This is a genomic window from Streptomyces sp. NBC_01214 (assembly GCF_026340975.1).
Lineage (GTDB): Bacteria > Actinomycetota > Actinomycetes > Streptomycetales > Streptomycetaceae > Streptomyces.
The window spans coordinates 1511916-1531774 of record NZ_JAPEOS010000002.1 but is presented as its reverse complement, the minus strand read 5'-3'; the positions used below and the strand labels follow the sequence as shown (position 1 = coordinate 1531774).

Below are 19859 nucleotides of genomic sequence, written 5' to 3'. Positions count from 1 at the left end.
GTCGCCGCCCGCCTGCCGCGGGCGGCGGCGCACCTCACCGGCCATCCTGGGGAGAGCGCAGGGCATCGTGTTCGATTTTCTTGATTCCGGGCAGTACGACGTGCTCGGAGCCTTCTGGGTGACGGTTCAGCTCACCCTCTACTCGGCGGCCGGATCCCTGATCTGGGGCACCGCCCTGGCCGGGATGCGGGTCAGCCCGGTCCCGCTGCTGCGGGCCTTCGGCACCGCTTACGTCAACCTGGTCCGCAACACCCCGCTGACCTTGCTGATCATCGGCTGCTCGCTGGGACTCAACCAGACCCTCGGCATCGCCCTGGGCGGCAGCACGTTCAAGGAGATCGGCTTCCGGCTCGCGGTCCTCGGATTCATCGCCTACACCGGGACCTTCGTCTGCGAGGCCCTGCGCTCCGGCATCAACACCGTGCCCGTCGGCCAAGCCGAGGCGGCCCGCGCGCTGGGACTGAGCTTCTTCCAGGTGCTCACCCTGATCGTGCTCCCCCAGGCCTTCCGGGCGGTCGTCGCACCGCTCGCCAACGTACTGATCGCGCTCACCAAGAACACCACGGTGGCTGCGGCCATCGGCGTGGCCGAAGCGGCCCTGCTGATGAAGGAAATGCTCGAGAACGAGCCGCAGGCGCTCTTCGCGGTCTTCGCGATCTTCGCCCTCGGTTTCGTCCTTCTGACCCTGCCCACCGGTCTTCTGCTGGGCTGGGTCGCCAAGCGAGTGGCGGTGAAGCGATGAGCTCCGTGCTGTACGACACCCCCGGCCCCAAGGCCAAGGTGCGCAACTGGATCTACAGCGGGATCTTCGTCGTGCTGTTCGGGCTCGTCCTGTGGTGGGCGCTGTCCCTCATGGGCGAGAAGGGCCAGCTGGACGCCGACAAGTGGACGCCGTTCGTCACCGACGGCCAGGTCTGGACCACGTACCTGCTGCCGGGCCTGCTGGAGACGCTCAAGGCCGGCGCCCTGTCCATGTTGATCGCCCTCCCGTTCGGCGCGCTGCTGGGCATCGGCCGACTGTCGGACCACGCGTGGGTGCGGGGGCCGGTCGGCGCGTGGGTGGAGTTCTTCCGTGCCATCCCGGTGCTGATGCTGATGCTGTTCGGCAGCGCGCTGATGGCGCCGCGGTTCCTGGACGTCCCCTCCGACACCCGGCCCTTCTGGGCCGTGGTCACGGGCCTGGTCCTCTACAACTCGGCCGTCATCGCCGAGATCGTCCGGGCGGGCGTGCTCTCCCTGCCCCACGGCCAGAGCGACGCCGCCAAGGCGATCGGCATGCGCAAGGGCCAGACGATGTTCCACGTGCTGATCCCGCAGGCCGTGACGGCGATGCTGCCGGCCCTGGTCAGCCAGCTCGTGGTGATCCTCAAGGACACGGCGATCGGCGGCGCCCTGCTGGGCTTCGCGGAACTGCTGTCGGCGAACCGGCAGATCTCGGCCAACTACAGCAACACCATCCCGACCCTCGTCGTGATCGCGCTGATCTACATCGCCGTGAACTTCGCCCTCACCTCGTCCGCCTCCCTGCTGGAAGGCCGGCTGCGGAAGTCGAAGAAGAGCACCGGTACGGTGGTCGGCGTCAACGATGTGAACGACATGGCCACCGGGGCGAACTCGGGCGGGATCTGACGGCCCTCCCGGTCCGGGAACCCTTCGGGGCCTGACCTCACGTCATTCATAGTGCACAGCCTGTGTGGTGCGGCGGAATTCATCCGCCGCACCACACTGCGTTGTACCGATCGGCGCGGCTTCCGGCTTCGAAGGTCGCCTCACGGTGGAGCGTCGAGCGATCTAGTCCATCAATAGGACCTCGTGATGATGCCGCCGCTCTTCACCGAAGTGAACGGCGGGCAGGCGATGAACGAGGGATCGCGCCCGTCCTTCCATTCCACCGAATGAACGCTGACGTCGCCGCCGCCGTCCTCGCGCACGCAGATGACCGCCGCCTTGTAGTGTCCACCGTTGCTGTGACGACAGGTGGCTAACCAGCCCGCGCCGGTCGAGGCCCTCTCGTTGGCACACCCGGTCGGCCAGCCCGTAGGGGACGCGGTCGCCACGCCCCCTTGAAGCCCGAGGAGCGCCATCGCCGCACCGGCGAGCAGTGCCGTGTACCGCTTCTTCATTTTCGCCCGTCCTTTTCTCGGTCGATCCGGAAATTCCCGGTGCCACGACAGTTCCACCCCCACCAGAACCCGGCAAGCAGAAGAGCAACCTTCTGAGGGTTACTTGAGAATCACCCCCATGGCCGCCGAAAGGAAAAGAGCAGAAGACCGGTCAGCCCGCCCCAATAAAAAACCGAGGGGATTAGTTCCGGAAAACTGGCCGAATTACGAAGGGGTGGATTCGGGCCGCACCGTGTCGAAAATCGGCCGAACGGCCGGGGTGGACCCGACCCCCGAATCACCGACGGTCGTGCGACCCGACCGTCATGCGACCCGCCCTTGATCCGGCTCCCATCGGGCGGCGACGCCCGCGATGCGGGACCGCCACGACCACCGGGAACGGCCGGGCCGTAGCGCGGTTCGATGCTCCGCGAGGGTGTCGGCCGCGACGGAAGTGACGACCCTTTCGGAATTTCCGATTCCATTTACCGCTGCGCCGACCAGGGTCACTTGACGCGGGCACCTACAGTGGGTTGCATACGTTCTGTGATCACATACCGGACATCGGGAGCCGCGCCATGGACCCGGTGATCGTCGTCGGCGCGGGACCCGTCGGGCTGTCCCTGTCGCTCGCCCTGGCGGGTGCGGGCGTGCCCTCCGTCGTGCTCGACGAAGGGCCCGGCAAGGAAGAGGTCCGCCCGGCCCGTACCGTCGTCCTGCACGCCGAAACGGCGGCCATGGCGCACCGACTGGGCTGTACGACGCTGCGCGACGAGGGGGCGTACTTCGCCGCCTGGCGCACGATGCGCCGGCGCCAGACCGACCGGCGGATCACCTTCGAGGACCACCCGGCCCCGCTGCACGTGCCGCAGCACGCGCTGACGCGCGGACTGCGCGACGCAGCCGCGGCCCACCCGCTCGTCCAACTGGTCACCGACAGCAAGCTGGACTCCCTGGAGCAGGACGGCCGGGGCGTCACCGCGCACACCCGGGGCGCCGAAACCACCTGGTGGCGCGGGAGTTACCTGGTCGGCTGCGACGGCGCCCGCTCCACCGTGCGCAAGCTGCTCGGCATCCGCTTCCCGGGCCGCACCGCCGTGGAGCGGCACGCCGTGGCCGCGCTGCGCACCGAATTGCCCTGGCCCGGCGAGGCCTTGCTGCACCGCAACCCGCCGCACGAGGTCACCTCCCGACCACTGCCCGACGGGGTGTGGCGGCTGGACTGGCTGCTCCCGCCCCGCGGGGAACTCGTGACCCCCGACGTACTGGTGACCTTGATCCGCGACACCCTCGCGGTGTGGTGCGGCGGCACGACACCCCCGTACGACCTCATCGACACCGGGGTCCACACCCTGCACCACCGCCTCGCCCGGCGCTGGCGCGACGGCCGCGCCTTCCTCGCCGGAGACGCCGCGCACCTGCTGGGCGCGCTCGGCACCCAGGGGGTCGAGGAGGGACTCCGGGACGCCGAGAACCTGGCGTGGAAGCTCTCCCTGGTCTGGCACCAGGGGGCTTCCGAGGCCCTGCTCGACAGCTACGAGGGCGAGCGGCGCACCGCGGTCGCCTCCCGGCTGCGCGCCGCCGACCAGGCGATGCCGTCGCTGCGGGCCGGGGGCGGCCTGCGCACCTACCTCCCCGGCGCCGCGCGTTCCGCCGAATCCCTGCTCACCGAAGGCCACCTGGGGCGCGGGCCGCTGGGCGCGGAGCCCACGTACGCCCCGCCGGTCGCCGTGCGCGAGGTCCCGACGGCCACGGAGCCGGGCGGCCCGGTGGCGAACGTTGCGGTGACCGCCCCCGACGGGGCGACCGTGCCCCTGCGGGACCTGCTCGGGCAGGGCCGGCTGCTGGTGGTCCTGGTGGCTCCCGGCACTGGAGTCTGGGACCGCCGGCACTGGCTCGGCGCCGGACTGATGCCCCGACTCGCCGCGGCGGTGAGCGCCCTCCCGGTCCGTACCGACCTGCTGGTCGCGGACAGCTACCCGGGGGCTCCGGCGCACACCGTACTGCTGGTGCGGCCCGACGGGCACTTGGCGGCGACCTTCGCGGGGGTCCGCCCGGCGGAGCTGTACGAGGCGGCGGACACCCTACGGGCGGGCGCGCCCGCGTCCCGGGTGCCGGCGCCGTCCACGGCGAAACCGTCACCGACGCCGTCGCCGGCCCCCGCACCGACCGTGGTGATCGATTGACCGTCTCCGGAACTCCGTGGTTCACTCGCGGAATGACCGGCAACGACGTACGCCTGTGGCGGAGGGTCCATATGGACCTGCTCCGCTACGCGGGCTGCGTGTGTCGCCCTTCCTGCTGATTCGCCCTTCCTCCCGCGCGCCCCGTGCCGTCCACCGGCCTGCGCGCACCTCCGCGAACCCAGGAACGGTCCCCTTCATGTCTGCTCCCGCATCCGCACCCTCGTACGCCCCGGAGTCCTCGCCGGCGGCCGACGGCCCCACGGCCGCCGAGCTCCTCGATTTCGCCCTCCGCACGGCGGCCGACCCGGAGATCGTGGCTTCGCTGCCGCTCGATCCCGAGGGCCGCACCTGGATCCGGCTGGACGGGCCGGGCGGCAGCGAGGCCTGGCTGATCGGCTGGCCGCCGGGCACGGGCACCGGCTGGCACGACCACGCCGAATCGCGGGGCGCGTTCGCCACCGCCCAGGGCCGGCTCACCGAGCACTCGCTGACCGTGCGCCTGCCCGCGGAGGGCTGGAAGTCCTTGGAACTGGCCCCGGACGTCGACCGCCGCCGCACCCTGGCCGCGGGATCGGGGCGCGCCTTCCGGGAACACCACGTGCACGAGGTCCTCAACGAGTCGCAGGCCGAGCACGCGGTCTCCGTGCACGCCTACTACCCGCCGCTCCCGCTGATCCGCCGCTACAGCCGCAGCGGCCCGGTGCTCAGCCTGGAGCACGTCGAGCGTCCGGCGGACTGGCAGTGAGCGCCCCGATCGGCATCGACGAACTGCTGGAGCGGGTCCGCGCGGGCTACACCCGCGTGGATGCGCGGGAGGCGTACGCCGCCTCCCGCGCCGGTGCCCTCCTGGTGGACATCCGCTACCAGGCCCTGCGCGAGCGGGACGGGCTGATCCCGGGCGCACTGGTGGTTGAGCGCAACGAGCTGGAGTGGCGCCTGGACCCACGGGGCAGCCACCGCCTCCCCGAGGCCACGAGCCACGACCTCCAGGTGGTGGTGGTCTGCAACGAGGGCTACGCGTCCAGCCTCGCCGCGGCCTCGCTCCATGCCCTGGGCCTCCACCGCGCGACGGACCTGACCGGCGGCTTCCAGGCCTGGAAGTCCGCCGGCCTCCCGGTCGCGCCCGCCTGAAATCCCCGGGCTCCGCCCGGACCCGGTCCTCAAACGCCGGACGGGCTGGAAAATCCAGCCTCGCCGGCGATTGAGGCGCGGGTTCCGGGGGCAGTGCCCCCGGCAACGGCGACGCACGAGCAGCGCTTCTGGGGGCTACCCCTTCGCCGTGGCGATGGCCACCGGAGGTACCCGCAAGGCCACCCGGCCCGGGAGGGCGGTGGCGGCCAGGGCCAGCACCCCGGCCACCCCCACCACCGCCGCGTAGGCCACCGGCAGCACCGCGGGCGCCGCCACCCCCGTCATGCCCACGCTGAACGCGGTCAGTACGGCCAGCGCGATCCCCGAACCCAGCGCCGTCCCGATCAGGGCCACCGCGAGCGCCTCCGTCCGCAGCATCCGCAGCACCTGCCGGCGCTTCGCCCCGGCCAGCCGCAGCATCGCGAACTCCCGGAACCGCTCGGCGGTCGACATCGCGAGCGTGTTCACCACCGCGATCGCCGTGAAGGCCAGCACCAGCCCCATCGCCAACAGGTTGATCTCCGCCCCGGCGTCCTGCCGCTCCGCCCGTACCGCGTCTGCGTCCGCCGCGGACAGCACCCGTACGTTCGGGAACGCCTCTACCGCAGCGGCCAGTTGCTCCCGTCCGACCGCGGAACCCGGTTCCGCCGCCACCAACACGCCGGCGGCCAGCGGATTGTCCGCGTGCGCGGCCACCAGCCCGTGCGGCAGCGTCATATCGCCGAAGCCGAGGCCCCGCGCGTACACGGCCGAGACCGTCAGCGTGACCGGTGTTCCGTCCCCCAGTGTCAGCTTCAGCGGGCTCCCCGGCTTCAGCCCCAGCTGGTCGGCGGCGAGTTCGCTCACCGCCGCGTTCCCCCCGCCGAAGCCGTCCAGGCTGCCGCCGGTGACCTCCGGGTCCCAGGTCCGGGTCAGCCCGGCCGGGGTCACGCCCTGGGCGGCGTACTTCGTCAGCCCCACCCGTACCGATGTGTGCACGATCTCGGTGACCGCCGCGACTCCCGGGGTACGCCGGACCCGCTCGGCTGCCTCCCGCGTCACTCCGGGCCCCTGCGCGGCCAGTGCCCACGGGGCCCGGATCCCGTCGCGGGCCTGGGCCCGGGCGGCGTTCCCGAGCGTCGGGGTGATGAAGAGCACGGTGCAGGTCATGCCGATCAGCAGCGCGAGCGGGGTGACGGCGGAGGCCATGCGCGCGGCGTTCCCGCGCAGGTTGGCGGTGGCCAGGTGGCCGCCCGGGCCGGCCAGCCGCAGCGGTCCGGCGAGCAGCGCGGTGGCGCCCCGTACGAGCAGCGGGCCGAGCAGCGCAACCGCCCCGGCCAGTACCACCACGGCGAGGAAGGTGACCGGGGTGGAGGCCGGCTCGGTGCGCAACGAGCCGAGTGCGACGACCAGCACCGCCCCGCCCGCCAGCAGCAGCACGCCGAGCCCGCTGCGGATCCAACCGGGCCGCCCCCGCTCCACGGCGGCTTCGGCGAGCGCCTCGGCCGGGCGGATTCGGGCGATCCGGCGGCCGGTGATCCGGGCGGCGGCCCAGGCTCCGAGCAGGCTGGCGGCGACGGCCGCGCACATAGGGAAGATGCCGGCGGTGCGCTCCAGGGTGACGGGGACGACCCCGCTGTCGACGAACCGGCCGTGCAGCCAGGCGGCGAGCGGTAGCCCGGCGAGCGCTCCGGCACCGCCGGCGGCCAGGCCGACGAGCAGCGCTTCCCTGCCGATCATGCGGCGTAGCTGCCCCGGGGTGGCGGCGATGGCCCGCAGCAGGGCGAGTTCGCGGTAGCGCTGCTGGACGGAGAGCGCGAAGGTGCCGACGACCACAAGGATCGCAACGAGCAGCGAGGTACCGCCCATCGCACCGCCCATGGAGACCAGCTTGATGCGGGCGCCGGCGGCGTCGAGGAATTCGACGGGGCCGCGGTCATCGCCCGTGGCGACCTGCGCCGTGGTGCCCTGCAACGCCCGCTCGACGCGGGCGGCGAGCTCGGTGGCGCCGACACCCGGCGCGGGCAGCACTCCGATGGCGCTGACCTGGCCGTCGCGGGCGGCGAGGCGCCGGGCCTCGTCGTCGCTGAAGAAGAGCGCGTGCTGCTGCGCGAGGTCGCCCCGGGCGCCCCGGTCCGTCTTCGCGACCCCGCTGACCCGGTACGTCTTGGGTTCGCCGGTGGACTGCACGGCGAACTCGGCGCCGGGCTCCAGCCCGGCGCGGGCGGCCAGGGCACGGTCGACGACGACCTCGCCGCCGCTCTGCGGGGCGCGGCCCTCGCTGAGGGTGAAGGGGGTCAGTGCGGCGGAGGCCCAGGCGTGCCCGTACGAGGGCACCGGCGCCCCGGGGGCCTCGAGCAGCGGGACGGCCTGGAAGGTGAGCTCGGGGACGACCCGTTCGACGCCGGGTACGGCACGGACCGTGTCCGTGGTGGCGGCGGGGAGCCAGGCCCGCTCGGCGACGGGCTTGGCCTTGTGCTTGGCCTTGGTCCGTCCGCCCTTCTTCTCCCTGACCGTGGTCTCGTGGACGTTCTGGTCGGCGGAGACGAGGATCGGCGTGGCTGCGTAGCGCTCGGTGCCGATCTTTCCGCGGAGGCCCGTTTCCAGGAGTGTCCCGCAGGCCGTGACGAGGGCGGCCGCGCACAGCAGTGCGACGAAGGCGCCGAGGAAACCGGCCTTGCGGTCCCTGATGGTCTGGAGGGCGTAACGCAGCATCATGCGGCCAACTCTGCCGCCGTGCCCGGTGCTTGACATTGGCGTGCCCCGGCGTCTGGTCCCGGGGGCTACCCCCACCCCGGGTCCACCGGCTCACTCCCCCGGGTACCCCAGGTCGTCGGCGTCGTCGCCCTCCGCCTCCAGCGCGCGGCGCACCACCCGCAGGGCCATGCCCTCCGGGTATCCCTTGCGGGCGAGCATCCCGGCGAGGCGCCGGATCCGCTTGTCCCGCTCCAGCCCCCGGGTGGAACGGAGCTTGCGCTCCACGAGCTCCCGGGCGGTCTGCTCTTCCTGATCGGAGTCCAGTAGCTCCAGGGCCTCCTCCACGAGGGTGGCGTGCACCCCCTTGGTCCGGAGCTCCTGGGCCAGCGCCCGGCGGGCCAGGCCCCGGCCGCGGTGCCGGGACTCGACCCAGGCTCCGGCGAAGGCCGCGTCGTCGATCAGGCCCACCTCCTCGTACCGGGAGAGGACCTGCTGCGACACCTCCTCGGGGATGCCCCGCTTGTGCAGGGCGTCCGCAAGCTGGCGCCGGGTACGCGGGCTCCCGGTGAGCAGGCGCAGACAGATCGCCCGCGCCTGCTCCTCGGGGCTCTGGGGCGGCAACTCCGAACGGCCCTCACGGCCGTCCCGGCGCTCGCCGCCCCCTTCCTGCTCCCGCACGGGTCAGCTCTTGGCCACGGCGGCCTTGGCCGTCGTCTTGGCCTTCGTTGCCGGGGCGGGCACGGCGGTGGCCGCGGCGTCGGCCGCGTCCGTACCGGCTTCGGCGGCGTCCTTGCGGACACCCACGCCCAGCTTCTCCTTGATCTTCCGCTCGATCTCGTTGGCGAGGTCGGGGTTGTCCTTCAGGAAGTTACGGGCGTTCTCCTTGCCCTGGCCGAGCTGGTCGCCCTCGTACGTGTACCAGGCGCCGGCCTTGCGCACGAAGCCGTGCTCCACGCCCATGTCGATCAGACCGCCCTCGCGGCTGATGCCCTGACCGTAGAGGATGTCGAACTCGGCCTGCTTGAACGGGGGCGCGACCTTGTTCTTGACGACCTTGACGCGAGTGCGGTTACCGACCGCGTCCGTGCCGTCCTTCAGGGTCTCGATGCGGCGGATGTCGAGGCGCACGGAGGCGTAGAACTTCAGCGCGCGACCACCGGTGGTGGTCTCGGGCGAGCCGAACATCACACCGATCTTCTCGCGGAGCTGGTTGATGAAGATCGCGGTGGTCTTGGACTGGTTGAGCGCACCGGTGATCTTCCGGAGCGCCTGGCTCATCAGTCGGGCCTGGAGACCGACGTGCGAGTCACCCATCTCACCCTCGATCTCAGCGCGCGGCACGAGGGCCGCCACGGAGTCGATGACGATCAGGTCGAGGGCACCGGAGCGGACCAGCATGTCCACGATCTCCAGCGCCTGCTCGCCGGTGTCCGGCTGCGACAGGATGAGGTTGTCGGTGTCGACGCCGAGGGCCTTCGCGTACTCGGGGTCGAGCGCGTGCTCGGCGTCCACGAAGGCGACGGTGCCGCCGGCCTTCTGTGCGTTGGCCACGGCGTGCAGGGTCAGGGTCGTCTTACCGGAGGACTCAGGGCCGTACACCTCGATCACACGGCCGCGGGGCAGCCCGCCGACGCCGAGGGCGATGTCCAGCGCGGTCGACCCGGTGGGGATGACCTCGATGGGGTCGTTCGGCTTGTCGCCGAGGCGCATGACCGCACCCTTGCCGAATTGCCGTTCAATCTGTGCGAGAGCGGCGTCGAGAGCCTTCTCGCGGTCGGTGCCTGCCATGGGTTCCACCCGGTTTGCTTGAGTCGATCGCTTCACGTCACTGACGCTAATGCCTGCCACTGACAATGCGCCTCCACGAGCACTTCGGCTGTGGATAACCCATCAGAATGGATGTTCGATTTTCCTGTCAAGCGCGCCACGCCCGCCCCCGCCCCACCCTGCGGTGACGGGACGAGGAGCGCCCCGTCAGCGTCCACGCCTGCGCCGCACCCGGCCGACGGCGAGGACGATTACGGCCACCACGGACAGGAACAACGCGCCGAGGACCACCGTCACCCCGGCCGCAACGGCGAAGATCACCCACCACGAACCGTCATCAGATTCCACAGCGCCTCCCGGACCGCGCGTGAGGAGCCGGCGGCGACGCGCGTCGCGCCGGGGCGTCCTGCCCGGTCACGGCAGGTCGCACAGCACGAGCGCCCCTACGAAGGGTCTGCCGGTCCGCTCCCGGTCCCTGCCGTGGGGCTGCTCGTACGAGGCCCTGCCGGGCGGGCAGACGTACGAGGTCTTCGCATGAGCCATGCGAGCAGGGTAGGCAGTACCCCGCGCCGGGGGCGAAGCGATTGCGGGATCCCGGACGTCGCAGGAGACCGGGTGTCGCCCGGCCCGGCCTAGGCGGGACCGAGGTCACCGTGGAGGACGGTCCGGGTGATCGGGGGCCGGTCCCGGAGGGCGAGGATCTCGTTGGCGAGTTCCACGACGGGGAGCGGGTCCTGGTCGCGGTGCACCTCGATGGCGGCCGCCGCGAGGCCGCGCGGCACGGCTCCGGCATCGAGCAGGACGCGCCAGTCCTGCGGGCCCAGCTCCAGGAACTCCAGTGCGGTCAGTCGGGCGATCTCCAGCGGGTCGGCGAGCGTGCCCGGGGAGGCGGTGAGGGTCCGCAGCCGGGGCAGTCCCATGACGGGCACGAGGCTCAGCGGTGCGCCCTGCCATCCGCCGGTGGTCAGGACCTCCAGGCGGGGGTCGACGGCGGCACGGGGGTTCGTCAGGCGCGCGAGGTCGGTCCGGGCCCCGGGCGGCGGCCGGTCCCACCGGCGGTCGCGGCGCCCTTCCCGACGTCCGTTCACCACCAGGTCGGTGAGGGAGTCGGCGAGCAGTTCGGCACCGATGACCTGCTCGTGGTCGAGCAGCACGATCTGTCCGAGGGCGCCCCCCGGGCCCGGCGTCAGATCGACCGCGATCGGGTCGCCTCCGCCGCCGACCGCGAAGACGATCCAGCCGGGGGAACCGACCAGGCCCTGCACGGCGGCGCCGGGCGATGTGACGATGACCTGCCTCGCCGCGGACCGCCAGCCGCACGGACGGGTGGGGGCGTGGGCGACGTACATGCGCTCCAGGGGGAGGAGTTCGCAGCCGACCGCCCGGTCGAGGTGTTCGGCGTGTTCGGCTGCCTCGTCGTCGCCGCCGCGGCCCCTGCGCCCCGCCGCGGCCACCCGGTGGAGCACCTTGAGCTCGCCGGGCAGCATGACGCCGAGCCGTTTCTCCGCGGCGGCGATCTCCGCCTCCGCAGCCCCCCGGGCGCCGGGCACCCGCGCGCGGAGCGTGCGTTCCAGCAACGCCGGATCCGCCGACGGGGACGGCGCCGCCCCGGGCGTCGGATCGGGGAGACGGCGCCAGGGTTCGGGGAGCGCGCCCTCGACCAGCAGGAGCGCCCCCGGGTGCACGGTGGCGGGGCCGGGCTCCACGGCGGGTCCGGGATCGAGCAGGTGGAGCGCGGTCGCCCCGGTCGGCGAGATCTCCGCCTTGAAGGAGACGTCACCGGCCTCCGCGTCCGCGAGCGCGCGCAACACCCGCTCCACCGCGTCGAGCTCGGCCCGGTCCGCCCGTCCGCGCCGCGGGCGTCCAGGAACCCGTACCCAGCCGCGCCGGCCGATCCGTCCCGCCAGGTGGCCGCCCGGGGCCGCTGGTGTCCGCGCGCCGTCGGCGCGCAGGATCCGCAGCAGCGGCTCCCAGGTCGCGAAATCGTGCATCGCGGGCAAGAACGGCCTCCGGTCGGGTGCGGCGGCCGGTCGTCGTCCACCACCGCCGGCCCTACACGGACCCTACGCAGCGCCACCGACGCCCGCCCCGGTCAGGTCACTTGGCCGCGGCCAAGCCCGCCTTGATCATCGAGACGGTGCTGACCAACTTGGGGAGGCCTTCCGTCTGGACTCCCCTGATGCCCCGGGAGACCTGGCTCTCGTCCTTCTTCGCGGCCCCGTCGGCACATTCGGCCGCCCCCCGCCGGAATCCGCCGAGGGCCTCCTTCCAGTACCGCTGGGCGGCTTCGTCCGGGATCGGGTCGAGCTTCTCGGCCTCGGCGGTCTGGGCCAGCAGGTCCTGGCAGGCGGGCCCCTGGACGTCGATCGTGCGCATGCTCACCTCGTTGACCCGGCCGGCGTCCTCGTTCAGCTTCTTGATCTGGTCCTCGCCTCCCGAGCCGTACCACTCCTCCAGCCGCTCGGCCGGGGTCTGGGAACAGCCTCCGAGCAACAGCGCGACGGCTACGACGGTGGCGGTGGCGGTGGCGACGGCGGTGGCACGGGGCGCTGCGGGGACGCGCACACGGAATCTCATGGAACCTGGAACCCCCCTGGATCGGTCCGACCGATGCTGTCAGGGACGCTCGGGGCCCGTGCCCCTCGTGATGGTTTCGTGACGGGTCGTCGGTCAGAGGGAGATCGCCGTCCCGAGGGAGTCGGCGCACAGGAACTTCGGCGCGCCCTCCTCGTAGAAGACGTCGAGGGCCGTGATCGTGAATCCCGCCGCCGCCAGCAGGTCCGGGGCGGAGCGGGTGAGGTGGCAGCCGCCCAGGAGCCGCATGTTCAGCGGTTCGAGCCGTCGCTGCATGCGGCGCACGCGCCAATCGCCTTCCGGGGCGAGCCCGTGTTCGACGAAGTGCAGGGTTCCGCCGCGCTTGAGCACGCGGCGCAGCTCGCGCAGGGCGGCTACGGCGTCCGGGATGGTGCACAGCGTCCAGGTGGACAGCGCAGAGTCGAAACCGCCGTCGTCGAAGGGCAGCGACTGGCCGTCCAGGCCGGCCCGCCGGACCGGGACGCGGGTGCCGCGCACGCGCTCCGCGGCCAGCCGCCACGCGACGTCGGAGGGCTCGACCGCCGACACGCCCGTGACGGCCTGCGGATAGAACGGGGCGTTGTGCCCCGCGCCGAAGCCGATCTCGACGACCTCGCCCACCAGCCCCGCGCAGACCCGGCGGCGCAGCGGCCGGGCCATCTTGGCCCCGCAGGCGACGTTCAGGATCCGTGGCACTGCCTGCTCGGCGTAGAACCCCATGGCGGCCTCCGCGTCTCGCGCTTCCTCCTCAGGATGGCACCGCGGCACCGCGCCCACGAACGCCCCTCACGAACTCCCTCACGAACTCCCCCGCGAACACCCCACGAGTGACAACCCAGGGTTGACACCCGCCGAAGTGTCAACCTAGGGTTGCACCTATGACGAACCCTTCGGTGGAACCCGTTCGCATGACCAATCCGGTACGCCTCGACGACCTGATCGAGGCCATCAACAAGGTCCACACTGACCCCCTGGAGCAGCTCAGCGACGCCGTCGTCGCGGCAGAGGCCCTCGGGGACGTCGCGGACCACCTCATCGGCCACTTCGTCGACCAGGCCCGCCGCTCCGGCGCCTCCTGGACCGACATCGGCCGCAGCATGGGCGTCACCCGCCAGGCGGCCCAGAAGCGCTTCGTCCCCAAGGCAGACAAGGAGGGCGCCGGCGGCATGGATCCGAGCGCCGGCTTCGGCCGGTTCACCCCCCGCGCCCGCAACATCGTCATGACCTCCCAGAACGAGGCCCGCGCCGCCGGCAACACCGAGATCCGCACCGAGCACCTGGTCCTGGGCCTCATCGCCGAATCCGAGGGCCTCGCCGGGCACGCCCTGCGCGCCCAAGGGGTCGCGGCGGACGACGTGCGCGCCGCCGTGACCGCCCTGCTGCCCCCGGCCCAGCCGGAGGTCCCCGACCTGATCCCCTTCGACGCGTCCGCGAAGAAGGCCCTCGAACTCACCTTCCGCGAGGCGCTTCGCCTGGGCCACGACTTCGTCGGCACGGAACACGTCCTGCTCGCGCTCCTGGAGCTGGAGAACGGCGAGGGCCCGCTGAGCGGCCTGGGTCTGGACAAGGCCGCCGTCGAGGCGATCGTCAGCGAAACCTTGGCAGCCGTACGCGTCGCCGCGGACGAGAAGTAGAGGAGTCCGCGTCCCGGGTCAGCTCGTAGCGCTTGACGTACGCACCGAGGAAGGCCTGCAAAGTGGCGACGGCCGGGATCGCGATGAGCGCCCCGACCGCGCCCAGCAGGGCGGTGCCCGCGATGACCGATCCGAAGGCCACCGCCGGATGGATGTCCACGGTCTTCGAGGTCAGCTTCGGCTGCAGGACGTAGTTCTCGAACTGCTGGTAGATCACCACGAAGCCGAGTACGTACAGCGCATACCAGGGATCCACGGTGAAGGCGAGCAGGACCGGCAGCGCGCCCGCGAGATAGGTGCCGATGGTGGGGACGAACTGCGAGACCAGTCCCACCCACACGGCGAGCGCGGGCGCGTACGGCACCCCGAGGACGGCCAGCACGATGTAGGTCGCGACACCGGAGATCAGGGCCATCAGCCCGCGCGAGTAGAGGTACCCGCCCGTCTTGGCGACGGCGATCTCCCAGGCGCGCAGCACCTCGGCCTGCTTCGCGGGCGGCAGTACGGAGCACAGCGCGCGCCGCAGCCGCGGTCCGTCGGCGGCGAAGTAGAAGGAGAACAGCCCGATCGTCAGCAGCTTGAAGAGTCCGCCGAGCACGGTGGCGGAGACGTCGAGCACGCCGGACGCGCTGTTCTGCACGTACTTGCGCAGCCAGTCGGAGCGCAGCACGCTCTCCTGGATCTCCAGCCGGGACAGTTCGGTGTGGAAGGTGGAGTTGATCGCTTTGATCACCGAGTCGAGATAGCCCGGGAAACCCTCGACCATGGCGACGATCTGCCCGGCGAGCAGCGAGCCGAGCAGCGCGAGGAAGCCGACGGTCACGACGAACACCGCGAGGAACATCACGAAGGTGGCGACCCCGCGGCGCATGCCGCCGGCCGCCATCCTGGCCACCGCCGGTTCGATCGCGAGCGCGAGGAAGAACGCGATCAGGATGTTGACGAGGAGGCCTATCAGCTGGTGGAAGGCCCAGCTGCCGAGTTGGAAACAGGCCACGAGGGCCAGTACGAGGATCACGGCGCGCGGCAGCCAGCGCGGCATGCGGGCGTCGTCCGCGGCGGGGGCCGCACCGGACGGCGGCGACCCGGGCGGACCCGGTGAACCCGGTGAACCCGGCTGACCCGGCTGACCCGGCTGACCCGGCGATTTCGGCTCCTCCGCCTGCACCGGCGGTGTCACCCCCCGCGCCTCGGCGGACTGATCGGTCGTCTCTTCGCTGGCTGCCACGGCGCCAAGTCTGTCCCACCCGCGCCCGCCCCCGCGAAACAGCGCGCTGGTCAGCGCAGCGACGCCGGCACGTCCATGGCCGAGCACACCGCGCGCCACACGTCCTTGGTCTCCCAGCCCGCGTCCAGGGCCTGGTGGACGGTCCGCCCGCCCAGCTCCGTCATGACGTGGTCCCGCGCGAAGGAGTCGGCATAGCCCGCGCCGAAGTGCTCCGCCATCCGTTCCCAGAAAATCGTCAACCGCATGCCCCCAGTATCCCGCCCCGGGAGAGTGCACCGCCCGCGTTCGGCCCTCCCCGCCGCACCACTGCGTCCTACGTTGCACGCATGCCCGGAGACGAAGCTTCCCCGCAGACCCCGCAGACCCCCCAGCCCTCTCAGCCCCCGCAGACCCCGCTGGCCCGCGCCGAAGGGTTCATCTGGCTCACGGCCCGCGTGCTCGAGCAGCGGCGGTTCGCGTTCCACTTCCTCGGCGGGGACGCCGACCCGGTGGACACGGCCCTCGGTTCGTATCTCAACGCGGACGGAGGCTACGGTCACGCCCTCGATCCGGATCTTCGCGGTCCGCTCAGCCAGCCCCTGCACACCGCGCACGCGCTGCGCGTGCTCGACAGCCTGGGCCGCTGCGCCGGGCAGCGCGTCGAGCGGCTCTGCCGCCACCTGACCGGGGTCTCCACCGCGGACGGCGCGCTTCCGGTGGTTTTCCCGGCCCCCCGCGACTATCCCGCGGCCCCCTACCACCCCGTGCACGACGACCCGCCGGGCGAGCTCCTGACCACGGGCCCGGTCGTCGGCGTACTGCACCGCAACCGGGTCTGGCACGCCTGGCTCTTCCGGGCCACGGACTTCTGCTGGGACCGGGTCGAGAGCCTGCGCCACTCGCACCCGTACGAGATCCAGAGCGCGGTGGCCTTCCTCGACGGCATCCCCGACCGGGCGCGCGCGGCGGCGGCCGCGGACCGGCTCGGCCGGCTGGTGCGCGAGCAGCGGCTCGTGGTGCTCGATCCGGTGCGACGGGCGGAGTACCCGGAGGCCCCCGGCTACGCGCCGGGCGAGCGCCTGTACCCACACGACTTCGCCCGACGGCCAGAGTCGCTGGCCCGCGGCTGGTTCACCGACGCGGAGCTGCGCCGCTCACTGGACTTCCTGGCCTCCGAGCAGCAGCCGGACGGCGGCTGGCCGGTGCGCCGGCGGGCCTGGGCGCCGGGGAGTTCGCTGGAGCGGCGGCCGATCGCCACCTTGGAGGCCCTGCTCACCCTGCGCGCCTACGGGCGCCTGCCCGCCCAGGTCAGCCGCCCAGGGCCCGTACCCCCGCGGTGACGACCACGGCGGCCGCGACCACGACCAGGAACGGGGCCCGCAGCAGCAGCGCCAGCCCGGCGGCCGCGAGTCCGGCGGCGCGGGCGTCGACGACGAGGGCGGACCCGGTGCTGAAGGTCTGCTGGGCGGTGAGGGCGGCGAGCAGGGCGACCGGCAGCAGGGCGGCCAGGCGGCGCACGAGCGGCCGTTCCAGGGCCCCGGCGGGGACGAGCAGCCCGGCGAGCTTGACGGCGTAGCAGCCGACGACGGTGAGGCCGATGGCGATCCAGACGTTCACGGACGGCGTCCCTTCATCCACAGCACGACGGGGGCGGCCAGGGCCGCGATCAGCACGGGCACCCCGGCGGGCAGTACGGGCAGGAAGCCGAGCCCGAGGACGAGCGCGAGGGCGGCGACGGCCCGCTCTGTGGAGGTCTTCAGCATCGGGGCCAGCAGTGCCAGGAACACGGCGGGTCCGGCGGCGTCCAGGCCCCACGCCCTGGTGTCCCCGATGGCCTCGGCTCCGAGCGCGCCGAGCAGGGTGGTGAGGTTCCACAGCACGTAGAGGGTGAGCCCGGTGACGGTGAAGCCGAGCCGGGCCGACTTCCGGTCGGGCTGGGCCAGCGCGACGGCGGTGGTCTCGTCGATCACCCAGTGCGCGGCGAGGGGCTGCACGGGGCGGGGCAGCTTGAGCAGCTGCGACAGCCGCAGCCCGTAGAAGGCGTTCCGGGTCCCGAGGAAGAAGGCCCCGGCGGCGGCGGTGAACGGGTTCCCGCCCGCCGCGAGCGCCCCGACCAGGGCGAACTGCGAGGCGCCGGTGAAGACGAGGAGGCTGAGCACACAGGCCTGGAGGGTGCTGATGCCGGCCCCGGCGGCGGTCACCCCGAAGGCGAACCCGGACAGTCCGACGGCCACCCCGACCCCGAGCGCGTCCCGCACCACCGCGGCGCGCGGCCGCTCGTCAGGCGCCTGCGCCTCTCGTATCTCTGGCTCTGTGACCAGCTGGTTCTCTCCCACACCCCGAAACTACGCGGGGCCCGTCGGACGGGTCTTGTACGTTCTTGCGCGCGCCCGGCGTCAGTCCCGCCGGCGCACCGGTTCCCCGAGCAGCGCGGTGAGCTCCGCCTCGGCCTCGGCGAGCAGGGGCGCCCCGAACACGCACAGGGTGTGCTCCCAGGGGTGCCCGAGCGTCCCGAAGCGCAGCTCGGGGTCGAGGTAGAGGTAGTAGTCGCCGTCCGGGTAGACGGCACCCGGCCACCCCGGGCGGCCGGGGCCGCCCACCCGGTGCGGGTCGAAGGCGTAGCCGATGTGCTGCCAGTCGAGCCAGTACAGCGTCCGCCCGTCGCCGGGCTGGAGCTCGGGCCCGGTGACGGCGACGGTGACCGCGCGCAGTGCGCGCTGCGCGATCCGGTGGAGGGCGTCGAGGCGCTCGTCTCCGCCTTGGTCGAGGGCGTCGAGCGACCAGGTGACGGAGGGCGCCGGCGCCTCGAAGCCGGGAAAGCGAGTGGTGCTGGGCCGGAAGCCGAACTCCCGCTCCAACCGTTCCCACACCGGGCCGGTGTGGTGCTCGCCGAGCAGCTGTCGCACGGGCCGCACGGGCGCGGGGGTCCCGGGCGGGTCCCAGCGGAAGGTGCGGACGGAGGTCAGCTCGCCGAAGCCGGCCGACAGCAGCGCCGTGCGGAGCTCTCCGGAGGCCTCGGCGACGTAGTGGGTCGCCGGGCCGGTCACGTGGTCGGCTTCCCCAAGCGCGTGCCAGGGCCGCAGGAGCTCGGGGTGCGGCCCGGTCAGCCCGCCGAGCGAGACGAAAGAGGTTCCCGGGACGCGCGCCGCCCACCCCGCGGCGACCGCGCGCCCCCGCTCGTCGAGCAGCACGGCGGCATCCGCCCGGCCGTAGGAGGGGCCGCCGTCGGCCTCGAACTCGGCGAGGCCCTTGGCGTGCGGACCGGAGGCGGCTGCCAGCTCGCGGGCCGCCACCCACCAGGCGGAATCCTCGGTACCGCTGTTGAGGGAGCGCACCCCCGATCGCCGGCCGTCAGGTGCGTCCGCGCCGTCCGCGCCGTCCGGAGTCAACCGCGTGAACTCGGCGGCCAGCAGCGAACGCTCGGGCCCGGGGACGAATCCCGCGGCGGCCAGCGCCCCGGCCAGAGCGGGCGCCTCCGTGCCGTACACGTTCCACCGCGCGGGCTCGCTCCGCGCCGCGAAGGCCTCGCGCTGGCGCAGGACCAGCGCGTCGAGGTCCGGCACGCGGGCCGGGAGCGGGGGGTGCTCCACCGTCCCGTGCGTGCCGTAGTGGGTACGGACGAGGGGACCGTCCCGCTCGACCACGGCGCCGACGGCCGGCCACTCGGGGACCCGTCCCCGCACCTGCGCCTCGTAGCGTGCCCGTACTCCCCCGACGTCCATGGTCGGCAGCCTAGAGCGCGCGTTCCCGCCGGTACGCGCCGGGCGGCACCCCCACGATCCGGGTGAAGTGCCGGTTCAGGTGCGGCTGGTCGGTGAAGCCCACGGTGACGGCCGCCTCCGCGGGCGCCGTACCGGCGTCGAGGAGCCGGCGCGCCTGCCGGACTCGGGCGTCGGTCAGCCAGGTGTGCGGCGGCATCCCGTACCACTCGCGGAAGGCCCGCAGCAGGGCGAAGGGGCTCGTGCCCAGTTCCGCGGCGAGCTGCTCCAGCGACGGCGGGTCGGCCATCCGCTCCTCCAGTACGGCCCGGGCCGCCGCGGCATCGGCACCGCCCGCACCACGGACGGTACGGGCGGGCAGCGGTCCGGCGTGCCGGGTCAGCATCCGCGCCACCACGCTGCGCAGCAGCGTGTCGGCGGCCAGCGCGTTCCCCGCCTCCGCGGCCCGGTGGATGTCGGTGATGGCCTGCGCGCCCTGGGGGTCGGCGACCATGTCGGTGGTGAAGCCGGGGGTGCCGCGCAGGATGCCGAGGTCTTCGGCGACCTCGACGATCAGCTCGCTGGAGGGGTAGAGGGTGGCGTACGCCCAACCCTCGGGCACGCCGGCGCGCGCGGTGTGCGGTACCTCGGGGTTGATCAGGACCACGCTGCCGGGCCCGGCGCGCACCACGTGGCCGGGGAGCCCGATCTCCTCGATGCCTCCGGTGACGGCCGCGATGACGTACCCGTCGTGCGCGTGGCGCGGGAAGGTGTGGCGCACGTAGTGGGCGCGCAGCAGGTCGAGGCCCGGCAGTTCCGCGTACTGCCAGTGCCGTGCCCACTCCCGGCGCCCCCCGGCGCCCCCGTCCGTCCCCATCCCCCCA

General features: G+C 72.9%; 22 protein-coding genes and 1 pseudogene. 8 read left to right on the top strand and 15 right to left on the bottom strand.

The features are described from left to right. Positions 1–67: 67 nt before the first annotated feature. Entirely contained in the window at positions 68–742 is a 675-nt protein-coding gene (locus OG594_RS31895; RefSeq protein WP_266605627.1) for an amino acid ABC transporter permease, read from the top strand. Next, the gene (locus OG594_RS31890; protein ID WP_266605625.1) at positions 739–1629 is read left to right on the top strand and encodes an amino acid ABC transporter permease; all 891 of its coding nucleotides are present in this window, start codon (positions 739–741) and stop codon (positions 1627–1629) included. The genes OG594_RS31895 and OG594_RS31890 overlap by 4 nt, the downstream gene beginning before the upstream one ends. 170 nt (positions 1630–1799) lie before the next feature. Here the strand turns inward: OG594_RS31890 and OG594_RS31885 are convergent, their stop codons facing one another. Continuing rightward, positions 1800–2123: a hypothetical protein gene (locus OG594_RS31885; protein ID WP_266605623.1), complete on the bottom strand. Its 324-nt coding sequence runs from the start codon at positions 2121–2123 to the stop codon at positions 1800–1802. 557 nt (positions 2124–2680) lie between these two features. Between OG594_RS31885 and OG594_RS31880 the strand changes: the two genes are divergently transcribed. From OG594_RS31880 to OG594_RS31870, 4 genes are all read left to right on the top strand, one after another. Beyond that, positions 2681–4288, top strand: coding sequence for an NAD(P)/FAD-dependent oxidoreductase (locus OG594_RS31880; protein ID WP_266605621.1), 1608 nt, complete (start codon positions 2681–2683; stop codon positions 4286–4288). 32 nt (positions 4289–4320) lie between these two features. After that, positions 4321–4407 (top strand): putative leader peptide, encoded by an 87-nt coding sequence (locus OG594_RS47425; RefSeq protein ID WP_311318651.1) that lies wholly within the window; start codon positions 4321–4323, stop codon positions 4405–4407. 77 nt (positions 4408–4484) lie between these two features. After that, positions 4485–5033, top strand: coding sequence for a cysteine dioxygenase (locus OG594_RS31875; protein WP_266605619.1), 549 nt, complete (start codon positions 4485–4487; stop codon positions 5031–5033). Further along, positions 5024–5419 (top strand): rhodanese-like domain-containing protein, encoded by a 396-nt coding sequence (locus OG594_RS31870; protein WP_266606657.1) that lies wholly within the window; start codon positions 5024–5026, stop codon positions 5417–5419. Before OG594_RS31875 ends, OG594_RS31870 begins: the two co-directional genes overlap by 10 nt. Before the next feature lie 135 nt (positions 5420–5554). On the opposite strand, the gene OG594_RS31865 is transcribed toward OG594_RS31870, so the two are convergent. The 8 genes from OG594_RS31865 to OG594_RS31830 all read right to left on the bottom strand — a co-directional run bounded on the left by OG594_RS31865 (position 5555) and on the right by OG594_RS31830 (position 13156). Further along, positions 5555–8116 carry an ABC transporter permease gene (locus OG594_RS31865; RefSeq protein ID WP_266605617.1) on the bottom strand — a complete coding sequence of 854 codons (2562 nt, stop codon included), beginning with the start codon at positions 8114–8116 and terminating at the stop codon, positions 5555–5557. A 90-nt stretch (positions 8117–8206) separates the two neighbouring features. Further along, positions 8207–8773, bottom strand: a complete 567-nt coding sequence (recX, locus tag OG594_RS31860; RefSeq protein ID WP_266605615.1) for a recombination regulator RecX — start codon at positions 8771–8773, stop codon at positions 8207–8209. 3 nt (positions 8774–8776) lie between these two features. Further along, positions 8777–9883: a recombinase RecA gene (gene recA / locus OG594_RS31855; protein WP_266605613.1), complete on the bottom strand. Its 1107-nt coding sequence runs from the start codon at positions 9881–9883 to the stop codon at positions 8777–8779. Positions 9884–10069: 186 nt separating this feature from the next. Further along, positions 10070–10210, bottom strand: coding sequence for a hypothetical protein (locus OG594_RS31850; RefSeq protein ID WP_266605611.1), 141 nt, complete (start codon positions 10208–10210; stop codon positions 10070–10072). 66 nt (positions 10211–10276) lie between these two features. Further along, positions 10277–10405, bottom strand: coding sequence for a hypothetical protein (locus tag OG594_RS31845; RefSeq protein WP_266605609.1), 129 nt, complete (start codon positions 10403–10405; stop codon positions 10277–10279). Positions 10406–10494: 89 nt separating this feature from the next. Continuing rightward, positions 10495–11862 (bottom strand): SMI1/KNR4 family protein, encoded by a 1368-nt coding sequence (locus tag OG594_RS31840; protein WP_266605607.1) that lies wholly within the window; start codon positions 11860–11862, stop codon positions 10495–10497. A 97-nt stretch (positions 11863–11959) separates the two neighbouring features. Then, the gene (locus OG594_RS31835; RefSeq protein ID WP_266605605.1) at positions 11960–12427 is read right to left on the bottom strand and encodes a hypothetical protein; all 468 of its coding nucleotides are present in this window, start codon (positions 12425–12427) and stop codon (positions 11960–11962) included. A gap of 105 nt (positions 12428–12532) precedes the next feature. Continuing rightward, complete coding sequence (locus OG594_RS31830; protein WP_266605603.1) at positions 12533–13156, bottom strand: class I SAM-dependent methyltransferase; 624 nt, start codon at positions 13154–13156, stop codon at positions 12533–12535. 158 nt (positions 13157–13314) lie between these two features. Between OG594_RS31830 and OG594_RS31825 the strand changes: the two genes are divergently transcribed. Then, on the top strand, positions 13315–14070 hold the full coding sequence (locus tag OG594_RS31825) for a Clp protease N-terminal domain-containing protein (protein WP_266605601.1): 756 nt from the start codon (positions 13315–13317) through the stop codon (positions 14068–14070). A gap of 16 nt (positions 14071–14086) precedes the next feature. On the opposite strand, the pseudogene OG594_RS31820 reads toward OG594_RS31825, so the two are convergent. Both OG594_RS31820 and OG594_RS31815 read right to left on the bottom strand, forming a co-directional pair. Then, positions 14087–15238, bottom strand: a pseudogene (locus OG594_RS31820) (AI-2E family transporter); the annotation flags it as partial. A gap of 110 nt (positions 15239–15348) precedes the next feature. Beyond that, entirely contained in the window at positions 15349–15543 is a 195-nt protein-coding gene (locus tag OG594_RS31815; protein ID WP_033217375.1) for a DUF3046 domain-containing protein, read from the bottom strand. Positions 15544–15624: 81 nt separating this feature from the next. On the opposite strand from OG594_RS31815, the gene OG594_RS31810 reads away from it, so the two are divergent. Further along, the gene (locus OG594_RS31810) at positions 15625–16617 is read left to right on the top strand and encodes a hypothetical protein (RefSeq protein ID WP_266605598.1); all 993 of its coding nucleotides are present in this window, start codon (positions 15625–15627) and stop codon (positions 16615–16617) included. Here OG594_RS31810 and OG594_RS31805 read toward each other — a convergent pair. From OG594_RS31805 to OG594_RS31790, 4 genes are all read right to left on the bottom strand, one after another. Beyond that, a complete protein-coding gene (locus OG594_RS31805) occupies positions 16586–16894 on the bottom strand; it encodes an AzlD domain-containing protein (RefSeq protein WP_030010743.1) in 309 nt (102 codons plus the stop codon). The genes OG594_RS31810 and OG594_RS31805 overlap by 32 nt on opposite strands. Beyond that, a complete protein-coding gene (locus tag OG594_RS31800; protein ID WP_266606656.1) occupies positions 16891–17538 on the bottom strand; it encodes an AzlC family ABC transporter permease in 648 nt (215 codons plus the stop codon). Before OG594_RS31800 ends, OG594_RS31805 begins: the two co-directional genes overlap by 4 nt. 135 nt (positions 17539–17673) lie before the next feature. Then, positions 17674–18999: a DUF2716 domain-containing protein gene (locus OG594_RS31795; protein ID WP_266605596.1), complete on the bottom strand. Its 1326-nt coding sequence runs from the start codon at positions 18997–18999 to the stop codon at positions 17674–17676. Positions 19000–19009: 10 nt separating this feature from the next. Then, a complete protein-coding gene (locus tag OG594_RS31790) occupies positions 19010–19852 on the bottom strand; it encodes an AraC family transcriptional regulator (RefSeq protein ID WP_266605594.1) in 843 nt (280 codons plus the stop codon). Between the last annotated feature and the right edge of the window lie 7 nt (positions 19853–19859).

Excerpts from the sequence above, each read along its gene's own strand:
- OG594_RS31890 (WP_266605625.1), top strand. The coding sequence starts at position 739 with ATGAGCTCCGTGCTGTACGACACCCCCGGCCCCAAGGCCAAGGTGCGC.
- OG594_RS31885 (WP_266605623.1), bottom strand. The coding sequence starts at position 2,123 with ATGAAGAAGCGGTACACGGCACTGCTCGCCGGTGCGGCGATGGCGCTC.
- OG594_RS31880 (WP_266605621.1), top strand. The coding sequence starts at position 2,681 with ATGGACCCGGTGATCGTCGTCGGCGCGGGACCCGTCGGGCTGTCCCTG.
- OG594_RS47425 (WP_311318651.1), top strand. The coding sequence starts at position 4,321 with ATGACCGGCAACGACGTACGCCTGTGGCGGAGGGTCCATATGGACCTG.
- OG594_RS31875 (WP_266605619.1), top strand. The coding sequence starts at position 4,485 with ATGTCTGCTCCCGCATCCGCACCCTCGTACGCCCCGGAGTCCTCGCCG.
- OG594_RS31865 (WP_266605617.1), bottom strand. The coding sequence starts at position 8,116 with ATGATGCTGCGTTACGCCCTCCAGACCATCAGGGACCGCAAGGCCGGT.
- recA (WP_266605613.1), bottom strand. The coding sequence starts at position 9,883 with ATGGCAGGCACCGACCGCGAGAAGGCTCTCGACGCCGCTCTCGCACAG.
- OG594_RS31845 (WP_266605609.1), bottom strand. The coding sequence starts at position 10,405 with ATGGCTCATGCGAAGACCTCGTACGTCTGCCCGCCCGGCAGGGCCTCG.
- OG594_RS31830 (WP_266605603.1), bottom strand. The coding sequence starts at position 13,156 with ATGGGGTTCTACGCCGAGCAGGCAGTGCCACGGATCCTGAACGTCGCC.
- OG594_RS31825 (WP_266605601.1), top strand. The coding sequence starts at position 13,315 with ATGACGAACCCTTCGGTGGAACCCGTTCGCATGACCAATCCGGTACGC.
- OG594_RS31815 (WP_033217375.1), bottom strand. The coding sequence starts at position 15,543 with ATGCGGTTGACGATTTTCTGGGAACGGATGGCGGAGCACTTCGGCGCG.
- OG594_RS31810 (WP_266605598.1), top strand. The coding sequence starts at position 15,625 with ATGCCCGGAGACGAAGCTTCCCCGCAGACCCCGCAGACCCCCCAGCCC.
- OG594_RS31795 (WP_266605596.1), bottom strand. The coding sequence starts at position 18,999 with ATGGACGTCGGGGGAGTACGGGCACGCTACGAGGCGCAGGTGCGGGGA.
- OG594_RS31790 (WP_266605594.1), bottom strand. The coding sequence starts at position 19,852 with ATGGGGACGGACGGGGGCGCCGGGGGGCGCCGGGAGTGGGCACGGCAC.